Consider the following 26,121-nt stretch of genomic DNA (forward strand, 5'->3'; position numbering starts at 1 on the left):
GGGATCAGCGCTTCAGGGCAAGGTCGGCACGGTCCCGGTCGGCGGCGCCGTCCGGCGGCGCGGCGGACCCGTCGGCCGCGCCGCGTTCCCCGCTCCGGCGGTGGCGCTGTGCGCCGGACTCCTCCCGGTGCGGGTCGGCCGCACGCTCCGCCGTTCCGCCGCGCCTGCGCGCCGGCCCCCGCGTCGCCCGGGAGCGGCGAAGGGCCGCCACGGTTCCGGCCACGGGGGCGTCCACGCCCGCGAAGGCGGCCAGCGCCGAACGCAGGTCTTCGGCGCGGGTCGCGCCCAGCTCGACCACCGGGACGACGGCGTCGGCGCCGCGGGCCAGCGCGCAGGCGTCGGCGCGCTCGCCGGTGGGCGCGGTGGCGACGACGACGTAGTCGGCCTGCGTCCGCAGGCGGTCCAGCAATCGCGCCATGGCCGGGCGCTGCAGCATGCCGGCGGCGTCCGCGCCGCCGTAGTCGAGGATGCGCAGTCCGGGCGCGTCGGCGGTGCGCCGCTCCAGTTCGGCGGGCTCGGCTCCGCCGAGCAGCGCGTCGGCCAGCCCGGCGCCGTCGGCCGCGGCCGACGCGGCGGGGTCGGCGCGCACCAGCAGTACGTCGGCGCCCACGCGCGCCAGGGCGGCGGCGATGCGGGTCGCCGCGGCTCCGGAGTCGGTGCCGGGGGACACGCCCGGAACGAGTACGACGGCGCCGCCGCTGCGGTGCGTGCCGCGGTCGCCGATCCCGGCGGCCAGTCCCAGAGCGGCCCGGTTGGCCTCCTGCGCCTCCCGCTCGGTCTCCGGTGCGGCAGCCGGGCCGTCGGCGCGCTCCGCGCAGCGCGAGGGGCCGAGCAGTACCGCGGTGCCGGCGGCCCGCTCGGTGCCGCCCACGGTCCGCAGCCGGGGATCGCGCCGGTCCGCTCCCACGGCCGCCGCGAGTCCGGCGGCCAGCCCCAACACGCCGCCGGCGGCCGCCCACAGCTCCGGAACGGGAGCGGACGCCTCATCGGGCAGGGTGGCCGGGGTGATGATCCTGCCGGGCACGACCGAGGACCGCAGTGCGGCCAGGGGGCGGATCTCCTTGTTCAGCTCGGCGATCTCGCCCTGCACGGCGGCGGCGCGCCCTTGCCCGGCCGCGCCGCCGCCGTCGGCGATCCCGTCCAGCTCCGTGTAGCGGGCGTCGGCTTCGTCCCGCAGCGAGGACAGGACACGGCCGATCTTCTGGTCGGTCCGGTCCCGGCGGTAGGAGAGGTAGGCGTCGGCGAACGCGGCCGAGATGCGCCGGGCCGCCTGCGGAGAAGAGCCGGGATAGGAGATCTCCAGCACGCTGCTGTTGGGCGGCACGCCGACGTCGACCCTGCGCCGCAGTTCGGCGGGATCGGCGCCGGATCCGAGCCGGTCCGCGACCGCATCCGAGACCTCGGCCGACCGCACGATCTGCGCCTCGGTGTCGAGGTTGACCTCGCCGTCGGAGCGCCCGGAGAGTTCGCCGGTGAGTTCGGGTACGCCGGTGGGGTGGACGTGCACCGACGCGGTCGAGGTGTAGGTTCGCGGCGCCACCGCCAGGGCGGCCGCCGCGAGCGCCAGCCCGGCGGCGGTACACGCGGCCACCACGCGCCACCGGCGGCGCAGAGCGGCCGCCGTTTCAGCGAGGTCTCCTCCGGCGGAGGTGTCCATACCGGCCCGATCCTTTCCCCGGATACCACTTTCGGTGCTGCAACAAACACCAAGAGTAGTTGTTTTACGGTCACGTGCCGGTGATCCACACGCGCGTCCGGGAAATGGAGCCGGCCACTACAGAGGTTGCGGCAAGCCGGCTTGCTCGCTGGGCGAGCTGCGCCCCATTGCCGCAGCCGTTGTGGTGGCCGGTTCTATGTGGTTCCCGGAGGGTGCCTCTCCAGCCGCAGGCGCCCGGTGGGGGTCAGTGGCGCGTTACCGTGGCACACGAGGGCCTCCTGAGCATCGGTGCAGACGTGACATCCACACCGGGATCAGAAGGCCCTCTTCTTGTTCAACCGCTGTTCGAGGCGTGTCGGCTGTTACCAACGTGCCAGGACATCACATCAGGACGACGCCGGCGCCTCCCGTTTGCCGGGTTCGAAGACCGCCTCGACGAGTTCGCGGCACCACGTGAGCAGTTCCAGGTCGCGCAGCTGGCGGCCGCCCAGGCCGCCGGCCTTGGGGGCCGGGACCAGGAGGGTCTGGGCGGGTTCCTTGTACACGGCCTTCGGGTGCAGCCGCTTGAGCCGCAGGCGCTGGGACTCGCGCAGCTCGACCGGGGCGAACCGGATCTGGCTGCCCTGCAGCACGACGTCGCTGAGCCCGGCGCTCTTGGCCAGCACCCGGAACCGGGCGACCTCCATCAGGTTGCCCACGGCTTCGGGCAGCGGGCCGTAGCGGTCGACCAGCTCCTCCCGGGCCGCGGCGATGTCGTCCTCGCCGGTGACGCCGGCGATGCGCTTGTAGGCCTGCAGCCGCAGCCGCTCCCCGGGCACGTAGTCGTGCGGGATGTGGGCGTCGATGGGCAGCTCGACCCGGGTCTCGGTCTCGTCCTCGCTCGCGCTCGCGTCGCCCTTGAGCTCACGCACGGCTTCGCCGACCATACGCACGTACAGGTCGAACCCGACCCCGGCGATGCTGCCGGACTGCTCGGCGCCCAGGATGTTGCCCGCGCCCCGGATCTCCAGGTCCTTCATCGCCACGTACATGCCCGCGCCGGTCTCGGTGTGCTGGGCGACCGTGGCCAGCCGCTCGTGGGCGGTCTCGCTCAGCGGCCGCTCCGGCGGGTACAGGAAGTAGGCGTAGGCCCGCTCGCGCCCGCGTCCGACGCGGCCGCGCAGCTGGTGCAGCTGCGCCAGCCCGTAGGTGTCGGCGCGGTCGACGATCAGCGTATTGGCGTTGGGTACGTCCAGTCCGGACTCGACGATCGTCGTGGACACCAGGACGTCGTAGTTCTTCTCCCAGAAGTCGATCATCACCCGTTCGAGCTGCTGCTCGTTCATCTGCCCGTGGGCATAGGCGACCCGCGCCTCGGGCACCAGCCGGCTGATCGACGACGCGACCTTGTCGATCGACGCCACCCGGTTGTGCACGAAGAACACCTGGCCTTCGCGCATCAGCTCCCGCCGGACGGCCGCGGCGATCTGCTTCTCCTCGTAGGGCCCGACGAAGGTGAGTACGGGATGCCGTTCCTCGGGAGGGGTGAGGATGGTGGTCATCTCGCGGATGCCGGTCATGCCCATCTCCAGGGTGCGCGGGATGGGGGTGGCCGACATCGCCAGCACGTCGACCTGGGTGCGCAGCCGCTTCAGGGCCTCCTTGTGCTCGACCCCGAAGCGCTGCTCCTCGTCGATGATGATCAGACCGAGGTTCTTCATCTTGGTTTCGCTGGACAGCAGCCGGTGCGTCCCGATCACGACGTCGATGGCGCCCGTGCGCAGCCCCTCGCGCGTGGCCTCGACCTCGCCCTCGGTCTGGAAGCGCGACATCGCCCGTACCGTCACCGGGAACGAGGCGTAGCGCTCGGTGAACGTGGACATGTGCTGCTGGACCAGCAGGGTGGTGGGCACCAGCACCGCCACCTGTTTGCCGTCCTGCACCGCCTTGAACGCGGCGCGCACGGCGACCTCGGTCTTGCCGTAGCCGACGTCGCCGCAGATGAGCCGGTCCATCGGAACCGGCTTCTCCATGTCCCGCTTGACTTCCTCGATCGCCGCGAGCTGGTCGGGGGTCTCGACGTAGGGGAAGGCGTCCTCCAGCTCGGCCTGCCAGGGCGTGTCGGCTTCGAAGGCGTGTCCGGGGGAGGCCTGGCGGGCGCTGTAGAGGCGGATCAGGTCGCCGGCGATCTCGCGGACGGCCTTGCGCGCACGGCTCTTGGTCTTGGACCAGTCGGCGCCGCCCATCTTGGACAGGGTGGGCGCTTCGCCGCCGACGTGGCGCGTGACCTCGTCGAGCTGGTCGGTGGGGACGAACAGCCGGTCGCCGGGTTGGCCGCGCTTGCTGGCGGCGTACTCGATGACCAGGTAGTCGCGGGTGGCGCCCTGGATGCTGCGGCTGACCATCTCGATGAAGCGGCCCACGCCGTGCTGCTCGTGGACGACGTAGTCGCCCGACTTGAGCTGCAGCGGGTCGACGGTGCCGCGGCGCCGGCTGGGCATGCGGCGCATGTCGCGGGTGGAGGACCGCTGGCCGGCGAGGTCGGTTTCGGTCAGTACCACCAGGCGCACCGACCGCCACACGAACCCGTGCTCGATCATGCCGGTGGCGACCGTGGCCACCGCCGGTTCGGGCGGGGTGTCGACCTCCGAGCGCAGCCGGGCCCCGAGCCCGGCGTCGTGCAGCATGGACACGAGCCGCTCGGCGGGGCCGTGCCCGGGTGTCAGCAGTACGACGCTCCAGCTGTCGTGCAGCCACGACTTCACGTCGGCCAGAGCGCGCTCGGTATCGCCGCGGTAGGTGTCGGCGGCCGCCGCGCCCAGCTCCAAGCCGCCGTCGCCGCCGCCGTCGTCCTCGCCGGCCGCGTCCTGCGGCGCCTCGGCGACGCCGCCGGAGTCGAACGGCGAGATCGACCACCAGGCCAGCCCGCGCGCATCGGCGTCGGAGCGGACCTCGGCGATGGACTTGTAGACCGATCCGCCCAGGTCGATGGGGGCCTCGCCGCCGGAGGCGGCGTTGATCCAGGAGGCGTCGAGGAACTCCCGGCTGGTGGCCTCCAGCTCCAGTGCGCGACTGCGGATGCGCTCGGGGTCGCAGCCGACGATGTGGGCACCCTTAGGCAGGTAGTCGAACAGCGGTTCCATGCGGTCGGCCAGCACGGAGGCGAACGCTTCCATGCCTTCGACGGTCACGCCGTCGGCGAGCTTGTCCAGCACCTCCGAAACCGCCGGGTACTGCGCGGACAGCGCGCGGGCGCGCTCCCGCACCCGCGGGGTCAGCAGCAGTTCCCGGCACGGCGGCGCGAACAGTCCGGACTCGGCCTCGGCCCGGGCGTCCTCGCTGAGCGAGCGCTGGTCGGCGACCTGGAAGTAGCGGATCTCCTCGACCTGGTCGCCCCAGAACTCCAGGCGCAGCGGGTGTTCCTCGGTGGGCGGAAACACGTCCAGGATCCCGCCCCGAACCGCGATGTCGCCGCGCTTCTCGACCAGGTCGGTCCGGGCGTAGCCGGCGTCGACCAGCGACTGGACCAGATCCTCCAGGCCGACTTCGTCGCCTTGGCGGACGCGTACCGGGGTGAGGTCGCCCAGCCCGCCCACCAGCGGCTGCAGGACGCTGCGCACCGGTGCGACCACGACGCGCAGCGGAGCCGTGAGCGGGTCGGCCGGGTCCGGGTGGGCCAGGCGCCGCAGCACGGCCAGCCGCTGGCCGACCGTGTCGGAGCGGGGCGAGAGGCGCTCGTGCGGCAGCGTCTCCCACGCCGGGAAGTCGGCGACCGAGTTCTCCGGAAGCAGCGATTTCAGCGCCTCGGTGAGGTCGCCCGCCTCGCGCTCGGTCGCGGTGACGGCCAGCACCGGGCGCTCGGCGCCCACGGGAGCGTCGGCGGCCAGCGCCGCGATCACGAACGGGCGCAGCGATGCCGGCGCCACGAGGTCGAGGCGGGGGTCCCCGCCGGTACGGGCGGTCTCGACCGCCCGGCTGAGGGCGGGGTCGTCGGAGACCACGGAAAGGAGCCCGGTGAGCGGGCGCTGTGCGTCACCGTTGTGGGCGGTGGACGATTGCGAGGGCGTCATATCACCAGAGAGAAGACTGTGACAGGGATTGGGCCGTGCTGCGCTCCGCGGCGCGCGATCGGGGGAGCGGTTGCCCGGGACGTGCGGCTGCCGGGTGCGGCGCACCGGACGTGCTCCGCGGCGGATCGGTGCCCGGCCCTCGGCGGGGCGACGGGCTCCCCGTAGGCCAGCCTACGCCGCCCGGTGCCCGCGGGTGCACGGAGTCGCGCATCCGCGGCGTTTCCCAGGTCATGCCCCCTCCTTGGCTCCGTGTCGCGCACGCGGCGCCGCACCCGCGTGTGCGGCCCGGGCGAAGCGCTCGGATCGGGATCGGGATCGGGTGCGCCGGGCGGCGCATCGACGGCCGCGCGGCGCACATGTCCGCCGGTCCGATGCGTCGGGTCGCGGTCGGCGACCCGGTCGGCACCGGTCCGCTGCCCTGGCGCGACAGGAACCGGTCGCGCCGGGGCGGAGCGTATGGCACGTGCACTGATCACCAGGCACAACACCTGACCCGCCCGAGGTGTTCCCATGCGCGCGGCGTCGTGCTTCGGCGAGGGCGGCGGGCGGGCGTGCCGCCGACGCACCGGCGCGAATACGCTGTTGCGCAGAAGCCGCAGCGGAGACGATCAGGGAGGCCGGGTTGAGCGACAGTGGTGACCGCAGCGGAGGCGAGGCGGCGGCACAGGATTTCGCGCCCGATCCGGCGAGTCTGGCCCACCTGGAGCTGATCCTCAGCGGGGCGTATCCCCTGGCCGGGTTCATGACCCGCGAAGAGGCCGACTCGGTCACCAAGCACGGTCGGCTGCCCGACGGGAGCGCGTGGCCGGTACCGGTCACCCTCCCGGTGCCCGACGCGCTGGCCGACGCCGAGCGGCTGACCCTGACCGACCCCGAGGGCGCGCCTCTGGCGGAGCTGCGGGTCCGTGAGCGCTGGTGGTCCGGTGCGGAGGACCCGCAGGACGGCGACGGCGCGCCCGGCCACCGGCTGGCCGGCGAGGTGCGCTTCTGCCAGCCGCCCGTCTACGGCGCCCTGCGCCACCTGCGCAGCTCGCCCGAGCAGGTCCGCGGCCGGCGCGAGCTCGCCGGGGACGGGGGGATCCCGGTACTGGCCGTGGTTACCGACCGCCCGCTGCACCACCGTGAACTCCACCGGATCCGCGCCGCCGCCGACGATACGGGCGGCGGCGCCCGCGCGGAGGTGCTGGTGATCATCGACGCCCCGCTGGAGAGTGCGGGAACGGCGCCGGTGGTGCTGGCCGCCGAACCGCTGCTGCCGGCCCCCGCCCGCTTCGTCGTGGCGACGCTTCCCCGCGCCGGTGCCGGCGGTTCGGCCGCGTCCGAGCGCCGCGAACTGCTCCGGGCTCACGTCGCCGCCGCTTACGGCGCCACGCGGCTGCTGGCGCTCGGCGACCCGGTGCCCGCCGGCGACGAGCTGCCCGTACCGGCGGTGCGCGCGCCCGATCTGGCCTACGACACCGCACAGGCGCAGTGGCGGCCGGCCGGCGAGGTGGAGCCCGGGGCCGCCGCGCGGCTGCCGGACGAAGCCGAGGTCGAGGAGACGCTGGCTCTGGGCCGCGAGCTGCCCGCCTGGTTCACCCCCGCGCGGGTGGCCGCCGAACTGGCACGCATCCGCCCGCCGCGCACCGAGCGCGGGCTCACGGTGTTCTTCACCGGGCTGTCGGGGTCGGGCAAGTCCACGATCGCCCGCGGGGTGGCCGAGGGCATCCGCAAGTCGGGGCGCACGCTGACCCTGCTCGACGGGGACGTCGTACGCCGGATGCTGTCGGCGGGCCTGACCTTCTCGCGCGCCGACCGCGATATGAACGTGCGGCGGATCGGCTATGTGGCGTCCGAGGTCGCCCGCCACGGCGGTGTCGCCGTCTGCGCCCCCATCGCGCCCTACGCCGCCACGCGCGCCGAGGTGCGGGCGATGGTCGAAGAGGTGGGCGACTTCTTCCTCGTGCACGTGGCCACCCCGCTGGAGGTGTGCGAGGAGCGCGACCGCAAGGGCCTCTACGCCAAGGCCCGTGCCGGCGAGATCCCCGAGTTCACCGGGATATCCGACCCGTATGAGGAGCCGGAGGACGCCGAGCTGGTGCTCGGCACCGAGGGCCGTACCGTCGGCGAGTCGGTCGCCGAGGCGCTCGACGCCCTGCGCGCGGGCGGGTGGCTGCCGACCGAGCAGGACCGCGGCGCGGAGAACCGGGACGCGGACGAGCCGCCGACGCCGCAGGAGGCGTGATGAGCACCGAGACCGGCGGATCCGCGGAGAGCGGCGGCACTGCGCGCGGCGGCCGCGTGCTGGAACTGGTCGCCGTGATGGACGTGCTGCGGCGGGAGTGCCCCTGGGACGCCGCCCAGACCCATTCCTCGCTGGCCAAGTACCTCATCGAAGAGGCCTACGAGACGCTGGAGACCATCGAGCAGGGCGATCTGGCGACGCTGCGCGAGGAGCTGGGCGACGTGCTGCTGCAGGTCGTGTTCCACGCCCGGGTCGCCGAAGACCGCGGTGCGGAGGGCTTCACCGTCGACGACGTCGCCGCCGGCATCGTGGACAAGCTCACGCGGCGCCATCCGCACGTGTTCGGCGGCGCCGAGGTCGAGAGTGCCGACGACGTGCGCGCGAACTGGGAGACCATCAAGGCCGCCGAGCGCGTGGAGAAGGGCCGCGGGGATTCCGTGCTGGAGGGCGTCCCCTTCGGCCAGCCCGCTGCCCTGTTGGCCTACGAGCTGCAGAAGCGGGCCGTGCGCAACGGGGTGCCGGAGGAGCTGGTCGACGACGACGGCGACGGCGGTGGCGCGCTGTTCGCGGGCGTGGCCGAGGAGCGCCGCAGCGGCGCCGACCCCGAGATCGACTTGCGGTCGGCGGCGCGCCGCTTCGACGCCCGGGTGCGCGCCGCCGAAGGCCGCGCGCGGGCCGACGGGCTCGACCCGCGTTCGCTGACCCGCGAGCAGTGGCGCTCCTACTGGCGGTGAGGCCCGTTCACGGGGCTCGGAAGAGTGCCCGGGTCGGTTGCGGGCCCGCGTCGGGCATGCCGGCGGAGTCGCGGGCGGGGGCGGCCGAGCTCGGCCGGCGCGCGGTGTCGCTGAGTCGCAGCCACAACCCCAGGATCAGCCACGTCGACACCAGCGACGACCCTCCGGCCGACAGCAGCGGCGTGGTCATGCCGGTCATCGGGATGAGCCGCGTCACGCCGCCCAGCACCACGAACACCTGGAAGGACAGCAGGAACGCGCTTCCGGACGCGGTGAGCTTGGCGAAGACGTCGCGCGAAACCAGGGCGGTACGGTAGCCGCGCTCGGTCAGCAGGAGCAGTGTCACGAGCACGGCCGTCAGCCCTGCCAGCCCGAACTTCTCCCCGACGGAGATGAGGATCAGGTCGCTGTCGGAGGCGAAGAGCGCGGCGGTGCGCCCGTGCCCGAACCCGGTGCCCGTCAGGCCGCCGCCGGCCAGCGCGAACAGGCCCTGCACCAGCTGGCCGCTGCCGGCGGCGGAGCCGTAGAGCTCCGGGTCGAACGGGTCGATCCAGATTTCGACCCGCCGGCGCACGTGCCAGAAGACCGCCCAGGTCGCCGCGGCGCCGGCGAGGAACAGGACCAGGCCGATCCCCACCCAGGATTTGCGGCGGGTGGCGGTGTAGAGCATCGCCAGAAAGACTGTGAACAGCACGAGCGAGGTGCCGAGGTCGCGGGTGCCGGCCAGGAGCAGCAGGGCCACCGCCCAGGCCGCGATCATCGGTCCCAGGTCGCGCATGCGCGGGAGGCTGAAGATCTTCACGGGGCCCGCCCGCAGCTGGCGGGCGGTCAGCGCGAGGACGTCGCGCTTGTGGCCGAGGTAGCCGGCCAGGAAGACGACCAGCAGGATGCGGGCGAACTCCGAGGGCTGCACGGTGTAGCCGCCGAAGCCGATCCAGCGCCGCGCGCCGAACACCTCGATGCCGATGCCCGGCAGCATCGGCAGCACGATCAGCGCGAGACCGCCGGCGAGGGTGACGTAGCGGTAGCGCTGCAGGAACGCGGGCCGGCGCACCGCGGCGAGCACCGCGACGCAGCCGGCCATGCCCAGTGCGGTCCACAGCAGCTGCCGGTCGGACTCGGACGGTCCGGCCCCGGAGGCGGCGTGCAGCCCCCAGATCACGGTCAGTCCGATGCCGTTGAGCGCGGTCGCCAGCGGCAGGATCAGCGGGTCGGCCCAGGGAGCGAGGAAGCGCACCGCGATGTGGGCGGTGGCGGCCAGACCGCCGAACGCGCACGTGTAGAAGGGGAAGCGGGCGGGGACGCGGTCGTCGATCTGCAGCCCGGCCAGGCACAGGCACAGCGCGGACAGCCCCACCGCGATGAGGGTCAGCACCAGTTCGGCGTCGCGCCGCCGGGCCGGGGTGTTCGGCGGCGGCGCGCTTGCGCCCGTTGCTGGTGTGGCCATTCCGCCTCGCCTCGGGGCGCCGGTCTCTCCCGCGCCCCGCGCGGTGCGCGGCCGCCGTGGGGCGGGGCACCGGGGGCGCGAGGGGACGGACGCCGGTCGCGGTGGGTGGTTCGGGCAACTATAGGCGCGCGTGTGCGGCTTCCACCTTAGGCGCGACCGAAAACGCCGTTTCGGCGCCGGTCGCCGGACGCAGCGGTGTCCGGAAAAGGGGGGTCAGTCCGCGGTGGCCACCTGCTCGGCGGCCGTGGCGGCGGTCCGCCGCTCGATGCGGTGGGCACGCAGCGACCAGGCCACGGCGGCCGCCCAGGCGAGGGCGACGCCGACGTAGACGGCCGCCGTTACGCCGGGGGAGGCGTCGACGGCGTCGCTGGCCAGCAGCACTCGGGTGTTGGTGAAGACGATCAGCCCGCCCACCAGTGATCCGAGCATGCGCGGGGGTACGTGGCTGGCCAGCCACGCGGCGATGGGCGCGGCCAGCAGCCCGCCCAGCAGCAGCACGGCCACCCAGGTGATGTTGATGCCGGTGAATCCCAGACCGACGGCGAACCCGACACTGCCGGCGACCACGACCGCCGACTCGCCCACGCTGATCGATCCCACGACCTTGCGGGGCTCCAGCCGCCCGCTGGCCAGCAGCGCCGAGGTCCCCACGGGGCCCCAGCCGCCGCCTCCGGTGGAGTTCATGAATCCGGCGAACAGCCCGACGGGGGCGAGGAACCCGGCGCGCAGCGGCCGGCTGAGGTCGGGCCGGGGCAGATCGCGGAAGGTGAAGCGGGCGAGCAGGTAGGTGCCGAGGGCGAGCAGGATCGTCGACATCAGCGGGCCGGCCGCCTCGGTGGACAGCCGGCTGAGGAAGACCGCGCCGACGAAGGAGCCCGCGGCGCCGGGTACGGCGATGCGCCAGACCACCGCCCAGTCGACGTTGCCGAACCTCCAGTGGGCGAATCCGGAGGCGAATTGCGAGCCCACCTGGGAGAGGTTGACGGTGGCCGAGGCCAGCGCCGGGCTGGTGCCGATGACCAGCAGGGCGCTGGTGGTGCTGATCCCGTAGCCCATACCGAGGCTGCCGTTGATGAGCTGCCCGAGAAGGCCGACGAAACCCAGAAGCACGAGGGTCTGCATAGCGGGCGGCCTTCCGTGCCGGGTGTCGAAGCAACACCTCTATTTATACCTCTTTAGTAGGGATAGACGCCATGCGCCGGTGCCGGACCTCCCGCAACCGTCCCGCCCCCCGCTGCGGCCGGGATTTCGCCCGCTGTCCACCCCCGGACGCGAAACCGCGCGGCCGGTCCGGACGGCGGTGTGCCGGGCGTGTCGCGCGCAGCCCGCGGTCCGGACCCCGCCGAGCAGGGATCGCGGGCGGCGGCGCGGCGGACGCCCGGTGTGGACTAGACCAATTTCGGGCGGCCCGGGAGACCGCGCCGGCCGCCGATCGCTAGGGTGTCGGGTGGATGGGCGCTGGACGCGCCGCACACCGCGGGCGCCCGTCGGCGCGGGCGGCCGGCGGCCCGGCGGGCGCCCGCCGCATACGCCCGTGGCTCGGGGCGGATCGCACAGGGTGCGGGAGGGGCGTGTTCCACGCGGCCCGCCCGTCGGGTCCCGTCCGCGCATGCGCCCGAGCCGCGTCCGCACGCGAAGCTAAGGAGTTGCAACGTTGTCGTCGATCGAGGCAGTGCAGGCGAGGGAGATCCTCGACTCCCGCGGTAACCCGACGGTCGAAGTCGAGGTCCTGCTCGACGAAGGGACCACCGCCCGCGCGGCGGTCCCCAGCGGCGCGTCCACCGGGCAGTTCGAGGCGGTGGAGCTGCGCGACGGCGGCGACCGCTTCGGCGGCAAGGGCGTCGAGAACGCGGTGACCGCCGTCAATGACGACATCGCCGATGAGCTCGTCGGTTTCGCCCCCGAAGAGCAGCGGCTCATCGACCGCTCCATGATCGAACTGGACGGCACCCCCGGAAAGTCCCGGCTGGGCGCCAACGCCGTCCTCGGCGCGTCCCTGGCCACGGCCCACGCCGCGGCCGACAGCGCGGGCCTGCCCCTGTTCCGCTACATCGGCGGCCCCAACGCCCACGTGCTGCCGGTGCCGATGATGAACATCCTCAACGGCGGGGCCCACGCCGACACCAACGTCGCCATCCAGGAGTTCATGATCGCGCCCATCGGCGCGGGGAGTTTCCGCGAGGCGGTGCGCTGGGGCGCCGAGGTGTACCAGGCGCTGAAGTCGGTGCTCAAGTCACACGGCCTGGGCACCGGCGTGGGCGACGAGGGCGGGTTCGCGCCCGACCTCGCCGACAACCGCGCCGCCCTGGACCTGATCATCGAGGCGGTCCAGAAGGCCGGTTACACCCCGGGCCGCGACATCGCGCTGGCCCTGGACGTGGCCGCCACGGAGTTCTGCACCGACGGCGTGTACGACTTCGAGGGCGAATCCCGCAGCGCGGAGGACATGGCCGCCTACTACGGCGAGCTCGCCGACGCCTACCCGCTGGTCTCCATCGAGGACCCGCTGGACGAGGAGGACTGGGCCGGTTGGGCGCACCTGACGTCCACACTCGGCTCGCGCCTGCAGATCGTGGGCGACGACCTGTTCGTCACCAACCCCGACCGCCTCCGGCGCGGCATCTCCGAGGGCGCCGCCAACTCGCTGCTGGTCAAGGTCAACCAGATCGGCACGCTCACCGAGACCCTCGAAGCCGTCTCCATGGCGCAGCGCGGCGGGTACACCGCGATGATCTCCCACCGGTCCGGCGAGACCGAGGACACCACCATCGCCGACATCGCGGTGGCCACCAACGCCGGCCAGATCAAGACCGGCGCCCCGGCCCGCAGCGAGCGTGTGGCCAAGTACAACCAGCTGCTGCGCATCGAGGAGGAGCTCGACGACGCGGCGCTGTACGCCGGCGTGTCGGCCTTCCCGCGCTTCCGCAGTCAGGACTAGTCTGCCCGCTCATGCCCGAGGTGCCGGAGGAGCCGAAGCGGCCGCGCCCCGCGAAGGCGCGGCCGCCGGCCTCTGGTGCCTCGGGTGCGGCCGCCGGCGGCACGAAGAGCGGTACCGGAAAGAGCGGTACCGGAAAGGGCGCGAAGTCCTCCAGGGCCGCCGGCGCCACCGGGGGCGCGTCCGGCACGGGCGGGAGCTCCTCCGGATCGGCGAAGACCGGCGGCGGCGCCCCGACCGGCAAGCGCGGTAGAACCGCCACGACCACAACGGCCGGGAGCGGCGGCGCGAAGAGTGCGGCCGCCGCCTCGGGCACGAAGTCGGCGCGGAAGTCGGACGCGAAGCCGGCGCGGAAGCCGGACGCGAATCCGGCGCGGGCTTCGGGCTCTACGCCGAGCACGGCCGCGGGCGGCAAGAAGGGCGCGTCCGGCTCGAAAGTCGTGCCGATCGACGCCGCGCCTTCGTCCAAGGACCGCGGCGGCACGGCGAAGGAAGGCGCCCGCGGCGGGAACGGCGGCTCCGCCGCCGGGTCGGCCCGCGGCGGCGGGGGCGGCTCCGGTCCGCGCTCTCCCGGGCCGCGCAACGGCGGTCCGTCCGGCTCCGGCGGCGGGAAGCCCAGACCTGCCCTGACCAGCCGCGCCGCGATCCTCGCCCTGGTGATCTGCATGATCGCGCTCAGTCTGGCCTACCCGCTGCGCGAGTACCTGGCACAGCGGGCGCGCATCGCCGAACTGCGCGAAGAGAAGGCCCAGACTGAGCAGGCCGTCGGCGAGCTGCGAGAACGCCGCGAACACCTGCGGGACCCCGCCTACATCGAGCGCGAGGCCCGCACCCGGTTGCACTACCACTACCCCGATGAGCGCGCCTACGTCGTCGTCTCCGACGAGGACGAGCAGGACGCCGCCGACGACACCGGTTCCGGCGATCCGTGGTTCACCCGGCTGTGGAAGTCCGTGCTGGAGGCCGACGATCCGCAGCGGGAGCAGGGGATCCCCGAGGCCGAACCGACCGGCTGACACGCGGTCACAGCCGTGCGGCACCGTGCGGTCCCCTAGCCCGGGAGTACGGTCGGGGGGAAGGGCGGACCCCGTGCGCGCGCCGCGCGGCGGCCTCTGCGCGGCGCAGGTCGTGCGCGGGGAGGGGCCGCCGGGAGCTAGGCTGAGTGCGCGATGGATTCCGCCGACCGCAGCACAGCCGCCTCCGACCGCGTCTCCGACACCGACGCGGCGACCGTGCAGCGCCAACTGGGGCGCCCGCCGCGCGGCCTGCGGGCGGTGGCCCACCGCTGCCCGTGCGGGCTTCCCGACGTGGTGCGCACCGCGCCGCGCCTGGAGGACGGCACCCCGTTCCCCACGCTCTACTACCTCACCTGCCCGCGCGCGGCTTCGGCCATCGGCACCCTGGAGGCCGGCGGGACGATGCGCCGGATGCAGGAGCGCCTGGCCGAGGACCCCGAACTGCGGGAGGCCTACGAGCGGGCGCACCGCGACTACCTGGGCGAGCGCACCGAGCAGACCCGGCGCGACGGTTCCGCGCCGCTGCCCGAGGGGATGCAGAGTACCGGGGGCATGCCCGAGCGGGTGAAGTGCCTGCACGCGCTGGTCGCCCACGAGCTGGCGCGGCCGGGCTCCAACCCCTTCGGCCGCGAGGCGCTGGACGCGCTGCCCGAGTGGTGGGCCGACGGGCCCTGCGTGTGCGCCGGCGGGGACGGCGGCGACGGCGCAGCCGAAAGCGCGGCGGGGCATCCGCACGCGGACGACGACATCGAGGGGACGACCAGGTGACCACCGTGGCCGCCGTGGACTGCGGCACCAATTCCATCCGGCTGCTCATCTCGGCGCTGATCGGGATGGAGGACGAGGAAGTCGGGCTCGTCGATCTCGAACGGCGCATGGAGGTGGTCCGCCTGGGCCAGGGCGTCGATCGTACCGGCGAGTTCACGCCCGAGGCGCTGGAGCGGACGTTCGCCGCGCTGCGCGGGTACGCCGACCTGATGCGCGAGAACGGTGTGGAGCCGGGACCGGAGTCGGTGCGCATGGTGGCCACCAGCGCCACCCGCGACGTGCGCAACCGCGACGAGTTCGTCGAGGGTGTGCGCGGGATCATCGGCGTCGAGCCCGAGGTGGTCACGGGTGACGAGGAGGCGGAGCTGTCCTTCGTCGGCGCGACCGCCGAGCTGGAGGACGACGACGCCGGATTCGCCCCTCCGTTCCTGATCGTCGACATCGGGGGCGGCTCCACCGAGTTCGTGCTCGGCCGGCCCGACCCCGGCGACATTCCCGACGGCGAGGGCGCGGTACGCGCGGCCCGCTCGGTCGACGTCGGCTGTGTGCGCCTCGCCGAGCGCCACCTCGCCGCCGACCCGCCCACCGCCGAGCAGATCGCCGCGGCCACGGCCGACGTCGACGCCGCGCTGGACGAGGCCGCCGAGTCGGTGGCGCTGAAGGAGGCCGCCTCGCTGGTGTGCGTGGCCGGCACCGCCACGACGGTCGCGGGCATCGCCATGGAGCTGCCCGAGTACGACGCCGAGCGGATCCACCACAGTTGGGTCCCGGCTGCGCGGGTGCACGAGATCGCCGAGGAACTGCTGGCGATGGACCACGACCAGCGGGCCGCGATCGGTGTCATGCACCCGGGCCGGGTCGACGTGATCGGTGCGGGTGCACTCGTCCTCTCCCGCGTGGTGGCGCGTACCGGCGCGAGCGGGTTCGTGGCCAGCGAGCACGACATCCTCGACGGAATCGCCTGGGGCCTGTGCCTGGACGATACGGACGAGGCGGACGAGACGCCGCAGGGCGCCGCCGGCGAGTGAGCCCGGGCCGCAGGCCCCCGGCGGGACCGTCCCCGGCCGCCGCGGGGCCGCGCCCCAGTGCCGCGGCCTTCGCGGAGCCCGCCCCCGTGGCTCCCGGTGAGACGCGTCACGCGCGAACTGACGCGTGAATCCGTTCACAAGGTCGCTGACCTGCACGGATGGACGTCAATGCAGGCATATCATGGTCTAAACCTGTACTACTCCTCGCTTTAATGTTACGCGGGGCTTGTGAAAGAATGCACAAGCAAGGCGAGGGAGAGATCCTCGGCTCCCTTGGCAAAGAAGAGCATTCTTTCCTTCGAAAGCCGAACGGGAACATGCCAGTCAACGAAGACTTACCGATCTTTGCGTCCTGGACGAGGGGCGTAGAACGGGACTCAGGGGCGGATGCGCGATGACCGAAGGCAGGAACTACCGCCTGGTGCACGGCGGCGGTGACGATGAGAAGATCCCGCATGTACTCGTCGTCGGCGGCGGGTACCTGGGGATGTACACCGCTAGGCGGCTGGAGAAGCAGCTGGGGCCGGGCGAAGCCCGCATCACGATCGTCGACCCCAACTCCTACATGACCTACCAGCCGTTCCTCCCCGAGATCGCTGCGGGCAGCATCTCCCCGCGCCACGTCGTCGTGCCGCTGCGCAAGGTCTTCGAGCGGGTGCGGGTGCTCACCGGGCGCGTCATCCACGTGGACCACGAGAACCGCTCGGTCGACTTCGAGCCCGTGGTCGGCGAGCCGCGCGCGATCGGCTACGACTACATCGTGATGGCCGCCGGCGCCGTGTCCCGCACGCTGCCGATCCCCGGGCTGGCCGAGTGGGGGATCGGGATCAAGACGGTCGAGGAAGCCGTGTTCCTGCGCAACCATGTGCTGGACCAGTTGAACATCGCCGACTCCACCGACGACCCCGAGATCCGGCGCAAGGCGCTCAACTTCGTCTTCGTCGGCGGCGGTTTCGCCGGCGCCGAGGCGATCGCCGAACTGGAGGACCTGGCCCGCGACGCCACGTCCATGTACGCCTCCATCGACGTCGACGACCTGAACTTCTACCTGGTCGAGGCTGCCGACAAGATCCTTCCCGAGGTCGGCCCCGACGTCGGCGAGCGGACCCTGAACCAGCTCAAGCGCCGCGGCATCGACATGCGGCTGTCGACGTTCCTGGAATCGGCCGTCGACCAGCGCATCAAGCTCAGCGACGGCGCCGAGTTCGACGCGGGCACGCTGGTGTGGACCGCCGGTGTCAAGCCGAGCCCGGTCGTGCAGGCCGGTGACCTGCCGCTGGGCCCCAAGGGCCATATCGATACCAGCGACTACCTCACCGTCAACGGTGTGGACAACGCCTTCGCCGGCGGCGACAACGCGCAGGTGCCCGACGGCAAGGGCGGCTTCTACCCGCCCAACGCCCAGAACGCGGTGCGCCAGGCCCCGGTGCTGGCCGACAACGTCATCGCCGCCCTGCGCGGCCGGGAGATGACCCGTTACGCGCACGGCAACCTGGGCGCCGTCGCGGGCCTGGGGCTGCACAAGGGCGCCGCCCAGCTGTTCGGCAGGATCAAGCTGACCGGCCGGCTCGCCTGGTACGCGCACCGGGCCTACCACCTCTACGCGGTGCCGACCTTCAACCGGAAGGCCCGTGTCCTCGCGGACTGGATCGTCGGCTTCGTTCTGCGGCGCGACTACGCCGCGCTTCCGGAGATGGACGAGCCGCGCCAGGCCTTCGAGGAAGCGGCCACACCGCAGGTGGAGAACGGCCAGCTGCTGCGCCGGGTCAGCTGATGCTCCGGCGCCGCAGGCGCCACGAACGTCGGCCGGTCCCCGAAAGGGGGCCGGCCGCTTTTGTCGGGTGCGGTTCCGCCTGTGCCGCGGCGCGGTCCTCCGCGGTTGCGGACCTGTCGGTTCGCAGGCCGTGGCGCGCCGAAATCGGCGACGAGTACGGCGCAGAGCGGCCGTTTCCTCCGTCGCCAGGCCGAAGCCGCGCGAATCCCGCTGAATCGACCATCCCCGGTATGATGGTGCCGCCCTCGTAGCCCAATGGTAGAGGCAGGCCCCCTAAAAGGGTCACAAGTGTCGGTTCGAGTCCGACCGGGGGTACGACGCTGCGCGCGCCGGCGGCGGCGCGCGCACCAGTGACCGCACCGCGAACTCCGGGAGCGGCATCGGCTTCAGGGCGCGGCAGAACACGCGGCCGCGGGGAGACCGGCGGGACCTGTGCCCCGTCCCGATCCGGCGCCGACCGGGCTCGTGGCGGGGCAGCGGCCGGATCCGGCCGCGCGCGGGACTCGGGCGGGCGTTGACAGCCGTGCGCGCGTGGGGTTGGGTATCCCGTGTGCCGACCGCCGCCGGGGACGGATGCGGCGTGTGGGCGGCACCCTGAGCGTCCGAGGGGGATGATGTCGTGAGTATCCGATTCACCGGTGCCGCCTGACCCTCTGCGAAGCCGCGCGTCGTCCCCGCTTCCCGCGGTGCCCCGCACCGCCTGAGGCGTCCCGCGTGTCGCCGCCCTCGACGGCGGCGCCGTGCGCCGTGCCTCCGCCTCTCGGCACACCGCCCGCACCCCTCCGAGCCCGACGCAGCCGAGCGCCGGGACGCTCCGGTGCGCTCCAGCCCTGGTCCCGCCGCGATTACGGCCGGTGAGCAGCGTCGACGCGCCTTCGCCGAACCACCGATCGACGAGTGCCCGCGCACCCGTCCCGCTTTCCTGCCGAGCGGACCGTGCGCGCTGCCGCCGGACCCGGTGCCGCGGCAGCCGATCACATTGTTTGGAGCGACACACCGCATGACCGATGAGCACACCCCTGGCCACGCCGACGCCGCCGATTTCAACACGGCGGTCATCGAGGAGTTCCGCGCCAACAACGGCCGCGTCGGCGGCATGTTCGAGGGCGCCCGCCTCGCGCTGCTGACCACCACCGGAGCACGCTCCGGCGAGCCCCGCACCGTTCCCGTCGCCTATCTGCCCGACGGTGGGCGCAGCGTCGTCATCGCCTCCGCCGGCGGCGGCCCCCGCCACCCGGCCTGGTTCCACAACCTGCGTGCCGATCCGCGCGTCACCGTCGAGAACGGGGTCTTCACCGTCGAATGCGACGCCGTCGTACTCGAAGGCGAGGAGCGCGACGCCGTGTTCGCCCGCGCCGTCGAAGCCGACCCCGGTTGGGCCGAATACCAGGCCATGACCGAGCGCACCATCCCCGTCGTCGCCCTCGAACCCGTCGGCGGCGAGGCCGTCGAGCAGCGCCCGGGCCAAGGGCTGCTCGCCGTCCACGACGCGTTCCGCCGCGAACTGGCCATCGTCCGCGACGAGATCGCCCGCTCGGGTCCGGGACTGGGCGCCCAGCTGCGCATCAACTGCCTGACCGTCTGCCAAGGGCTGGCCCACCACCACACGATGGAGGACACCGGCATGTTCCCGGTCATCGCCCAAGCCCGCCCCGAGCTCGCCGGCGTCGTCGCCCGCCTCGGCGAGGAGCACAAGCGCGTCGACACCCTGCTGGAGCAGCTGCGCTCCCAGCTCGACGGCACCGCACCGGATCCGGCCGCCGTCCAGGCGGAGGTCGAGCGGCTCACCGCCGAGCTGGAGGCCCACCTCGCCTACGAGGAGGAGCAGTTGGTCCCGATCCTCGACACCATGACGCCGTGAGCACCGGAGCCGGGCGGAAGGCGCGCCCTACCGCCCGGCGGCCACGGCGCCGCGGCGCCGATGCGCCGATGCGCCGATGCGCCGCAGATCCCTGAAGCCCGGTGCGGCCGAGCACGAAACGCAGTCGAAGCTTCCGGCGCTGGTGCGCCGAAGCGGAGGAAGCGAAGATCTCGCACGGGGCACGGTGCAGTCCCTCAGCAGGGTGCTCACGGCATGAGCGAGCCCCGGGGCCGGCTACGGGTTTACGGTCTGTCGGGTGGTTTGCGGTATCAGCGGCCGCGCGCGTTCGCGGCGTGTCATGTTCCCCGCTCCATCAGCAGCTGCAGGTGGGTGAACAGCCGCTGGGTCGGATCGGACAGGTCGATGCCGCTGACCGACTCGGCCCGGCGGACCCGGTAGCGCAGGGTGTTGGGGTGGATGTGCAGCCGGGAGGCTGCGGTGCGGACGTCGCCGAAGTCCTCCAGATAGGTCAGCAGCGACGCCACCAGGTCCGACCCCTGCGCGGTGTCGTGCTCGGCCAGGGCGCTGACCCGCGGATCGCGCAGGGCCGGCGTCCCGCGCAGGTAGGCCAGGGTCTCGCTGATGAGCACGTGGGTGCGTACGTCCGACATCGTCGCGACGTCCAAGGCGAGGTCGCGGCCCATGGCGTCCAGGATCCGGTCGGCTTCGGCGCGGGAGCCGGGGACGGCGGCCAGGGACTCCACCGGCGAACCCACCGCGCCCTGCACCGTGACCCCCAGGGTGGAGCGGGCCGCCTCCACCGTCTTGCGGGTCAGCGCCAGCACCGCCGACTCCGCGGAACTGCGGGCCGCTTCGCCCGCGGAGTCCGTGCCGCCCGGGCCCGCGCGGGACAGGTCGGGCATGAGCACGTAGATCCGCCCGCCCACGAGCGTGACCAGCGACGTGCGGCGGTAGGCGGCGGTGTGCACGGTGATCAGGTCCACCAGCCGCCGCCGGTTCAGCTCCCGGCCGGATCGGTCGGTCTCCTCGGCGCCGGCGGAATCGCCCCGTGCGTCGGTGCCCGACGCCAGCGCGAACGCCGCCACCAGCGCGGGCCGGTCGCGGCCGACCTCGATGGTGTCGGCCAGTGCCGCGGCCTCGACGCCCCCTTCCAGCAGGCTCGCGAGGAGGTCGTCGCGCAGCCGCAGCCCCACCGTCGCCTCGGTGCGGTGGCGCACCATGTGCAGCGCCGCCATCCGGGCCGCGCCCAGCAGCGCTTCCTCGGCGTCCCCGGCGAACGGGGCGGAACCCTCCTGCACCCAGATCGTGCCCAGCGGCTGGGTCCCCGCGTGGATGCCCGCCGCGAGGCGCCGCCGGATGCCGAACTCGGGGTGCTCGTCGATGCGCACCACCTCCTCGCCGGCGCGCAACCGGGAGAACACCCCCCACTCGCGCAGCAGGGCGAGGTACTGCTCGGGGCCGCGGCGGCCCAGTACCGACAGCCGCCGCAGCTCGTCGGCCTCCTCGCCGCTGGAATGGGCCAGGACCCGGCTCGCGGCGTCCTCGATGGTCACCAGTCCGCCGGTCAGCGCCGAGATCGTCTGCGCCAGCGAGTACAGGTCGCCCGTAGACTCGCCCAGGTCGGCATCGGCGGTCAGCCGGGCGTCGTCGAGCACGCTGCGGCACAGCGACTGCAGCTGGTCCCAGCGCACCTCGGGGCGCACCCCCAGCAGCGCCACGCCGGCGTCGCCGGCCTCGCTGCGCAGCAGAGCGGTCTCGTCGCCCCCGCGGCGCGCCTTCGAAGCGGCCGCCCAACCCTGCGGCGGGGGGTAGGCGGGTTCGTCGGAATGCACCTTGACCGCCACGGCGGCGGCGCCGCGCCGCGCGGCAGCGCGCACCAGGTGGCGGGCGGCGCTGCCCCGCGCCCCGATCAGCAGCACCAGGTCGCCGGCGAACGCCTCGGCCTCGTCCTCGGGGTCGACGATGACGACGTTGTCCACTCGCACATCCAGCCCGGCCGGCGCCGCCAGCACGTCCACGAGCGGGTCGCCCACCGCCAGCAGCAGCCTGCGCAGGGGGATACCCGCGCCCTCGCCTGCGGCGTCGGCCGCGGCGGAGGTTCCGTAGGGATCTGAGGGAACGTTCATGGCGGTCCATTGTGGACCATCGCGCTTTGTCTCATCGGCCAAACGCACTCGGTGAATCGTGGCTTTCGCGACAAGGTGGACCGATGGGTGGGTCTTCTAGTTTTGTCCGGTTCCACCGATGAATCGAGGGAGGGCCCATGGACGCCGTGACCAACGTCCCGACGCCGGTCAACGAGCCGGTACTGAGCTACGCGCCCGGGAGCCCGGAGCGGGACGAACTGACCGCTGCGCTGGCCGAGCTGGCCGAGGAACCCGTCGATTTGACCATGACGGTCGACGGCGAGCGCCGCATGGGCGGCGGGGAGCGCGTGGACGTCGTGCAGCCGCACAACCACGCTCACGTCCTGGGCACCCTCGGCACCGCCACCACCGACGACGCCCGCCGGGCCGTCGCCGCGGCCAAGCGGGCGGCGCCGGCGTGGCGCGACATGCCCTTCGACGAGCGCGCCGCGGTCCTGCTGCGCGCCGCCGACCTGCTGGCCGGCCCATGGCGCCAGACCATCAACGCGGCCACCATGCTCGGCCAGTCCAAGACCGCCGTCCAAGCCGAGCTCGACTCCGCCTGCGAACTGATCGACTTCTGGCGCTTCAACGTCTCCTACGCCCGCACGCTGATGGCCGAGCAGCCCTACAGCCCCGCCGGGCAGTGGAACCGCGTCGAGCAGCGCCCGCTGGAGGGCTTCGTCTACGCGGTGACCCCGTTCAACTTCACCGCCATCGCCGGCAACCTGCCCACCGCCCCGGCGCTGATGGGCAACGTCGTGGTGTGGAAGCCCGCCGTCACCCAGCAGTTCGCCGCCCACCTGCTGATGCGGCTGCTGGAGGAAGCGGGCATGCCCCCCGGCGTCATCAACATGGTCACCGGCGACGGCGCGGACGTATCCGAGGTCGTGATGGCCGACCCGGACCTGGCCGGCGTCCACTTCACCGGATCCACCCGCGTGTTCCGCCGGTTCTGGCGCACCGTCGGCGAGAACATCGACACCTACCGCTCCTACCCGCGCATCGTCGGCGAGACCGGCGGCAAGGACTTCATCGTCGCCCACTCCTCGGCCGACCCCGACGTGGTGCGCACGGCCGTCGTCCGCGGCGCTTTCGAGTTCCAGGGCCAGAAGTGCTCGGCCGCCTCGCGCGCCTTCATCGCGCGCTCGGTGTGGGAGCGGATCCGCGACGACCTGGTCGCCGAGGTCGAGGCGCTGCCCATGGGCGACGTCACCGACCTGGGCAACTTCCTCGGTGCCGTCATCGACCGCCGGTCCTTCGACACGCTGTCGGGCGTCCTGCGGCGGGCGCACGACGACGAGACGCTGGAGATCATCGCCGGCGGCTCCTGCGACGACTCCACCGGCTACTTCGTGCGGCCCACGGTCATGGTCGGCACCGATCCCGACAACGACGTGTTCCGCACCGAGTACTTCGGGCCGGTGATCGCCGTGCACGTCTACGAGGACCACGACTACGAGCGCATCCTCTCCGTCGTCGACCAGGGCTCGGCCTATGCGCTGACCGGCGGGATCATCGCCGACGACCGCAAGGCGGTCGAGACCGCGCAGCACGCGCTGCGCTTCGCCGCGGGCAACTTCTACGTCAACGACAAGCCGACCGGATCGGTCGTGGGCCAGCAGCCCTTCGGCGGCGCCCGCGCCTCCGGCACCAACGACAAGGCCGGAAGCGCCCAGAACCTCGCCCGCTGGGCCAGTCCGCGCTCGATCAAGGAGAACTTCGTCCCGCCGAAGGCCTCGTCCTACCCCCACCAGAGGTAGGGCGCGCCCCGCCGGGGCCGCGGCCCGACCGGCCGCGGTCCCGGCGGGCACCAGCTGAGCAGCGCCGCCGGTCCGCGATCGGGCCGGCGGGCACGACGAGAACGAGGTCACACATGCTTCGTACGACACTGCTGGCCGCGGCGCGGTCGCGTGCCTGCCGCACGCTCGTGGAGCGCGCGCCCGTCACCCGCGGGCTGGTGTCCAAGTACGTCGCCGGCTCCGGGCTGGAGCGGGCGCTGCCGGTCGTCGAGCAGCTCACCGCGGACCGCCTCGTCACCCTGGACCACCTGGGTGAGGACACCACCGACACCTCCCGGGCGCGCGACACCGTCGAGGCCTACACCCGGCTCCTGGCCGAGCTGGACGCCGCCGGCGTCGCCGGGCGCGCGGAGGTCTCGGTGAAGCTGTCGGCGGTGGGGCAGTTCCTGCCGCAGGACGGCGAGAAGATCGCGCTGGACAACGCCCGGCGGATCTGCGACGCCGCCGCGCGGGCGGGTACCACCGTCACCCTGGACATGGAGGACCACACCACCGTGGACTCCACGCTGTCCATCCTGCGCGAGCTGCGCGTGGACTTCCCGTGGGCGGGGGCGGTGCTGCAGGCCTACCTGCGCCGCACCGAGGGCGACTGCCGCGATCTCGCCGGCGCCGGTTCGCGGGTGCGGTTGTGCAAGGGCGCCTACGACGAGCCCGCGTCGGTCGCCTACCGCGACAAGGGCGAGGTCGACCGCTCCTACGTGCGGTGCCTGCGTGTGCTGATGGAGGGGGAGGGCTATCCGATGGCGGCTTCGCACGATCCCCGGCTGGTGTCGATCGCCGGGGTACTCGCCGACTCCAGCGGCCGCGGCCCCGACGACTACGAGCATCAGATGCTCTACGGGATCCGGGAGAACGAGCAGCGCCGGATCGCCGCCGACGGGCGGCGGATGCGCGTCTACGTGCCCTACGGCGACCAGTGGTACGGCTACTTCATGCGCCGGCTCGCCGAACGCCCGGCCAACGCGGCCTTCTTCGCCCGCTCGCTGCTCACCCGGGGCTGACCCCCGCCGGGGCCGCCCGGCGGCCCCGCCGTCCGCCCGCGGGCGGACGGCGGGGAGCTGTGCCGAGTTCCTTCTCACCGCCGCAATCGGCGGATCCGACCCGGTCCGGGGCGCCCCGGGCGTGTCCGCGCCGCGCGCCGGAGTTCGCCGCAGCCGAGCTGTGACCGCCGCCGGGAACCCGGCAGGGGCCCCGTACGTTACGTTGGCGGCAGACACGTCACGCCCCTGGAAAGGCTTACTCAGACATGGCGATGAGGAGTTCGAACCCCGCTCTCCAGCGGGCGATGCGGTCCGGCAAGGCCGGATACGGTCAGGCGCCGTATGGCCAGGGCGCCCCGTATCAGGCCGGGCACCCGTCGCCCCAGCCCGGATACGGCCACCCCCAGGGGGGCTCCCCCCGCCCCGGCTACGCGCCCGAGTCCCCCTCCTCCGCGGACCGCATGACCATCGACGACGTCGTGGTGCGCACCGCGATGTCGCTGGGCCTGGTCGTGCTGACCGCGGCGCCCACCTACTTCCTGGCCGTGTCGGGCAGCGCCCTCGGCATGGGCCTGGCGCTGATCGGAGCCCTGGGCGGACTGGTCCTGGGCTTGGTGATCGCGTTCAAGCAGTCCACCAATCCGGCGCTGATCCTGACCTACGCCGCCCTCGAAGGCCTGCTCGTCGGCGGCCTCAGCGGCATCTTCGAGATGTCGCTGATGGCCCAGAACGGCATGGCCATGGGCGCGCTGGTGACCCAGGCGGTCATCGGCACGCTGTTCGCCGCCGGATCGGTGCTGGCCGTCTACAAGCTCCGGATCATCCGGGTGACCGGCACCTTCGTCAAGGTCGTCACGGCCGCCACCATGGGCCTCGTCCTGCTGCTGATGGTCAACTTCGTGGCGGCGATGTTCATGGGCGGCGGCGGTCTCGGTCTGCGCGAGCCCTCCTGGCTGGGCCTGGGCATTTCGCTGCTGGCGGTCACTCTGGCCGCGGCCATGCTGATGATCGAGTTCCGCCAGGTCGAGGACGCGCTGAACGCGGGGCTGCCGCGCACGTACTCCTGGCAGCTCGCCTTCGGCCTGACGGTCACTCTCGTCTGGCTCTACATCGAGATCCTGCGCCTGCTGTGGATTCTGAAGTCGCTCTTCAGCGAGTAGTCGGCGGGTAGTTCGACGGGAAGGGCCGCCCCGCCCGACCCCGCCCCCGCGCAGCGGGTACCGAAACACCGACGCCCCGCCCGGTCGGACCGGGCGGGGCGTCGCCGTGCTCACAGTGCCGGCGCGGGCGCGGGGTGCGGGAATCATCGGCTGCTGCTGCCGGTGCGCTGGTCGGGGACGGGCATGCGGTTGCGGCGGCGCCGGTCGTGCTCCTGGACGATCGCCTGTGCGTAGCCGTGACTGAGGCCGTACTCGTCGGCGAGCCAGTTGGTGCGTTCCAGGCAGCGGGTGAGACCGGGGCCCTTCTCCAGGGTGTCGAACCACTCGCTGAGTTCGCGGCCGGTGACGGTCGGGATCCTTTCGATCAAGCGCGCGTGCAGCTCCGGCGAGTGGGTTACCGACATTGGCACCTCCGTAGGTGAGTGGCACTTACCTGCGACACTGCACCAGCATCACGGTTCGGACAAGACCTCCGGGCGGTCTTTTACCCGGTGGATTCGTCGGACCCGCGTCCCGTCCCGATCACCCTCCGTTCGCCTCGGCGACACGTTCGCGCGCATCGCCCGTGTCGCCGGGCCTGCCGCGGCCGGAGGCGGGAG

General features: G+C 73.1%; 17 protein-coding genes and 1 tRNA gene. 12 read left to right on the forward strand and 6 right to left on the reverse strand.

All coding sequences use genetic code 11. The annotated features are described in order from the left end of the window. Positions 1–4: 4 nt before the first annotated feature. A complete protein-coding gene (locus HNR25_RS16310) occupies positions 5–1,657 on the reverse strand; it encodes a Wzz/FepE/Etk N-terminal domain-containing protein (protein WP_184636410.1) in 1,653 nt (550 codons plus the stop codon). Positions 1,658–2,043: 386 nt separating this feature from the next. Continuing rightward, a complete protein-coding gene (gene mfd / locus HNR25_RS16315; protein WP_184636412.1) occupies positions 2,044–5,706 on the reverse strand; it encodes a transcription-repair coupling factor in 3,663 nt (1,220 codons plus the stop codon). Positions 5,707–6,328: 622 nt separating this feature from the next. On the opposite strand from mfd, the gene cysC reads away from it, so the two are divergent. Both cysC and mazG read left to right on the forward strand, forming a co-directional pair. Beyond that, entirely contained in the window at positions 6,329–7,930 is a 1,602-nt protein-coding gene (gene cysC, locus HNR25_RS16320; RefSeq protein WP_246463697.1) for an adenylyl-sulfate kinase, read from the forward strand. Then, entirely contained in the window at positions 7,930–8,664 is a 735-nt protein-coding gene (gene mazG, locus HNR25_RS16325) for a nucleoside triphosphate pyrophosphohydrolase (protein WP_184636415.1), read from the forward strand. Before cysC ends, mazG begins: the two co-directional genes overlap by 1 nt. A 7-nt stretch (positions 8,665–8,671) precedes the next feature. On the opposite strand, the gene HNR25_RS16330 is transcribed toward mazG, so the two are convergent. Together HNR25_RS16330 and HNR25_RS16335 are read right to left on the reverse strand one after the other, a co-directional pair. Then, positions 8,672–10,111 carry an FtsW/RodA/SpoVE family cell cycle protein gene (locus HNR25_RS16330; protein WP_184636417.1) on the reverse strand — a complete coding sequence of 480 codons (1,440 nt, stop codon included), beginning with the start codon at positions 10,109–10,111 and terminating at the stop codon, positions 8,672–8,674. Between the two features lie 213 nt (positions 10,112–10,324). Next, positions 10,325–11,233 carry a sulfite exporter TauE/SafE family protein gene (locus HNR25_RS16335; protein WP_184636419.1) on the reverse strand — a complete coding sequence of 303 codons (909 nt, stop codon included), beginning with the start codon at positions 11,231–11,233 and terminating at the stop codon, positions 10,325–10,327. 532 nt (positions 11,234–11,765) lie between these two features. Here HNR25_RS16335 and eno point away from each other — a divergent pair. The 7 genes from eno to HNR25_RS16370 all read left to right on the forward strand — a co-directional run bounded on the left by eno (position 11,766) and on the right by HNR25_RS16370 (position 19,493). Beyond that, on the forward strand, positions 11,766–13,049 hold the full coding sequence (gene eno, locus HNR25_RS16340) for a phosphopyruvate hydratase (protein ID WP_184636421.1): 1,284 nt from the start codon (positions 11,766–11,768) through the stop codon (positions 13,047–13,049). A gap of 437 nt (positions 13,050–13,486) precedes the next feature. Next, positions 13,487–14,062 carry an FtsB family cell division protein gene (locus HNR25_RS26860; protein WP_312862578.1) on the forward strand — a complete coding sequence of 192 codons (576 nt, stop codon included), beginning with the start codon at positions 13,487–13,489 and terminating at the stop codon, positions 14,060–14,062. A gap of 153 nt (positions 14,063–14,215) precedes the next feature. Continuing rightward, positions 14,216–14,830 carry a DUF501 domain-containing protein gene (locus HNR25_RS16350; RefSeq protein ID WP_184636426.1) on the forward strand — a complete coding sequence of 205 codons (615 nt, stop codon included), beginning with the start codon at positions 14,216–14,218 and terminating at the stop codon, positions 14,828–14,830. Continuing rightward, a complete protein-coding gene (locus HNR25_RS16355) occupies positions 14,827–15,858 on the forward strand; it encodes a Ppx/GppA phosphatase family protein (RefSeq protein ID WP_184636428.1) in 1,032 nt (343 codons plus the stop codon). The genes HNR25_RS16350 and HNR25_RS16355 overlap by 4 nt, the downstream gene beginning before the upstream one ends. 394 nt (positions 15,859–16,252) lie before the next feature. Beyond that, a complete protein-coding gene (locus HNR25_RS16360; RefSeq protein ID WP_184636430.1) occupies positions 16,253–17,632 on the forward strand; it encodes an NAD(P)/FAD-dependent oxidoreductase in 1,380 nt (459 codons plus the stop codon). A gap of 241 nt (positions 17,633–17,873) precedes the next feature. Further along, positions 17,874–17,947: transfer RNA gene (locus HNR25_RS16365), tRNA-Leu, on the forward strand. A gap of 685 nt (positions 17,948–18,632) precedes the next feature. Further along, the gene (locus HNR25_RS16370) at positions 18,633–19,493 is read left to right on the forward strand and encodes a nitroreductase/quinone reductase family protein (protein WP_184636432.1); all 861 of its coding nucleotides are present in this window, start codon (positions 18,633–18,635) and stop codon (positions 19,491–19,493) included. A 296-nt stretch (positions 19,494–19,789) separates the two neighbouring features. Here the strand turns inward: HNR25_RS16370 and HNR25_RS16375 are convergent, their stop codons facing one another. Then, a complete protein-coding gene (locus HNR25_RS16375; RefSeq protein ID WP_312862734.1) occupies positions 19,790–21,514 on the reverse strand; it encodes a PucR family transcriptional regulator in 1,725 nt (574 codons plus the stop codon). A 203-nt stretch (positions 21,515–21,717) separates the two neighbouring features. Here HNR25_RS16375 and pruA point away from each other — a divergent pair, with 203 nt between their 5' ends. The 3 genes from pruA (at position 21,718) to HNR25_RS16390 (ending at position 25,522) form a co-directional block, all read left to right on the forward strand. After that, a complete protein-coding gene (gene pruA, locus HNR25_RS16380; protein ID WP_184636437.1) occupies positions 21,718–23,343 on the forward strand; it encodes an L-glutamate gamma-semialdehyde dehydrogenase in 1,626 nt (541 codons plus the stop codon). A gap of 113 nt (positions 23,344–23,456) precedes the next feature. After that, entirely contained in the window at positions 23,457–24,383 is a 927-nt protein-coding gene (locus HNR25_RS16385) for a proline dehydrogenase family protein (protein WP_184636439.1), read from the forward strand. 245 nt (positions 24,384–24,628) lie between these two features. After that, positions 24,629–25,522 (forward strand): Bax inhibitor-1/YccA family protein, encoded by an 894-nt coding sequence (locus HNR25_RS16390; RefSeq protein WP_184636441.1) that lies wholly within the window; start codon positions 24,629–24,631, stop codon positions 25,520–25,522. A 143-nt stretch (positions 25,523–25,665) separates the two neighbouring features. On the opposite strand, the gene HNR25_RS16395 is transcribed toward HNR25_RS16390, so the two are convergent. Further along, positions 25,666–25,926, reverse strand: a complete 261-nt coding sequence (locus HNR25_RS16395) for a DUF4287 domain-containing protein (protein WP_184636443.1) — start codon at positions 25,924–25,926, stop codon at positions 25,666–25,668. Between the last annotated feature and the right edge of the window lie 195 nt (positions 25,927–26,121).

The organism is Streptomonospora salina (assembly GCF_014204715.1).
GTDB lineage: Bacteria > Actinomycetota > Actinomycetes > Streptosporangiales > Streptosporangiaceae > Streptomonospora > Streptomonospora salina.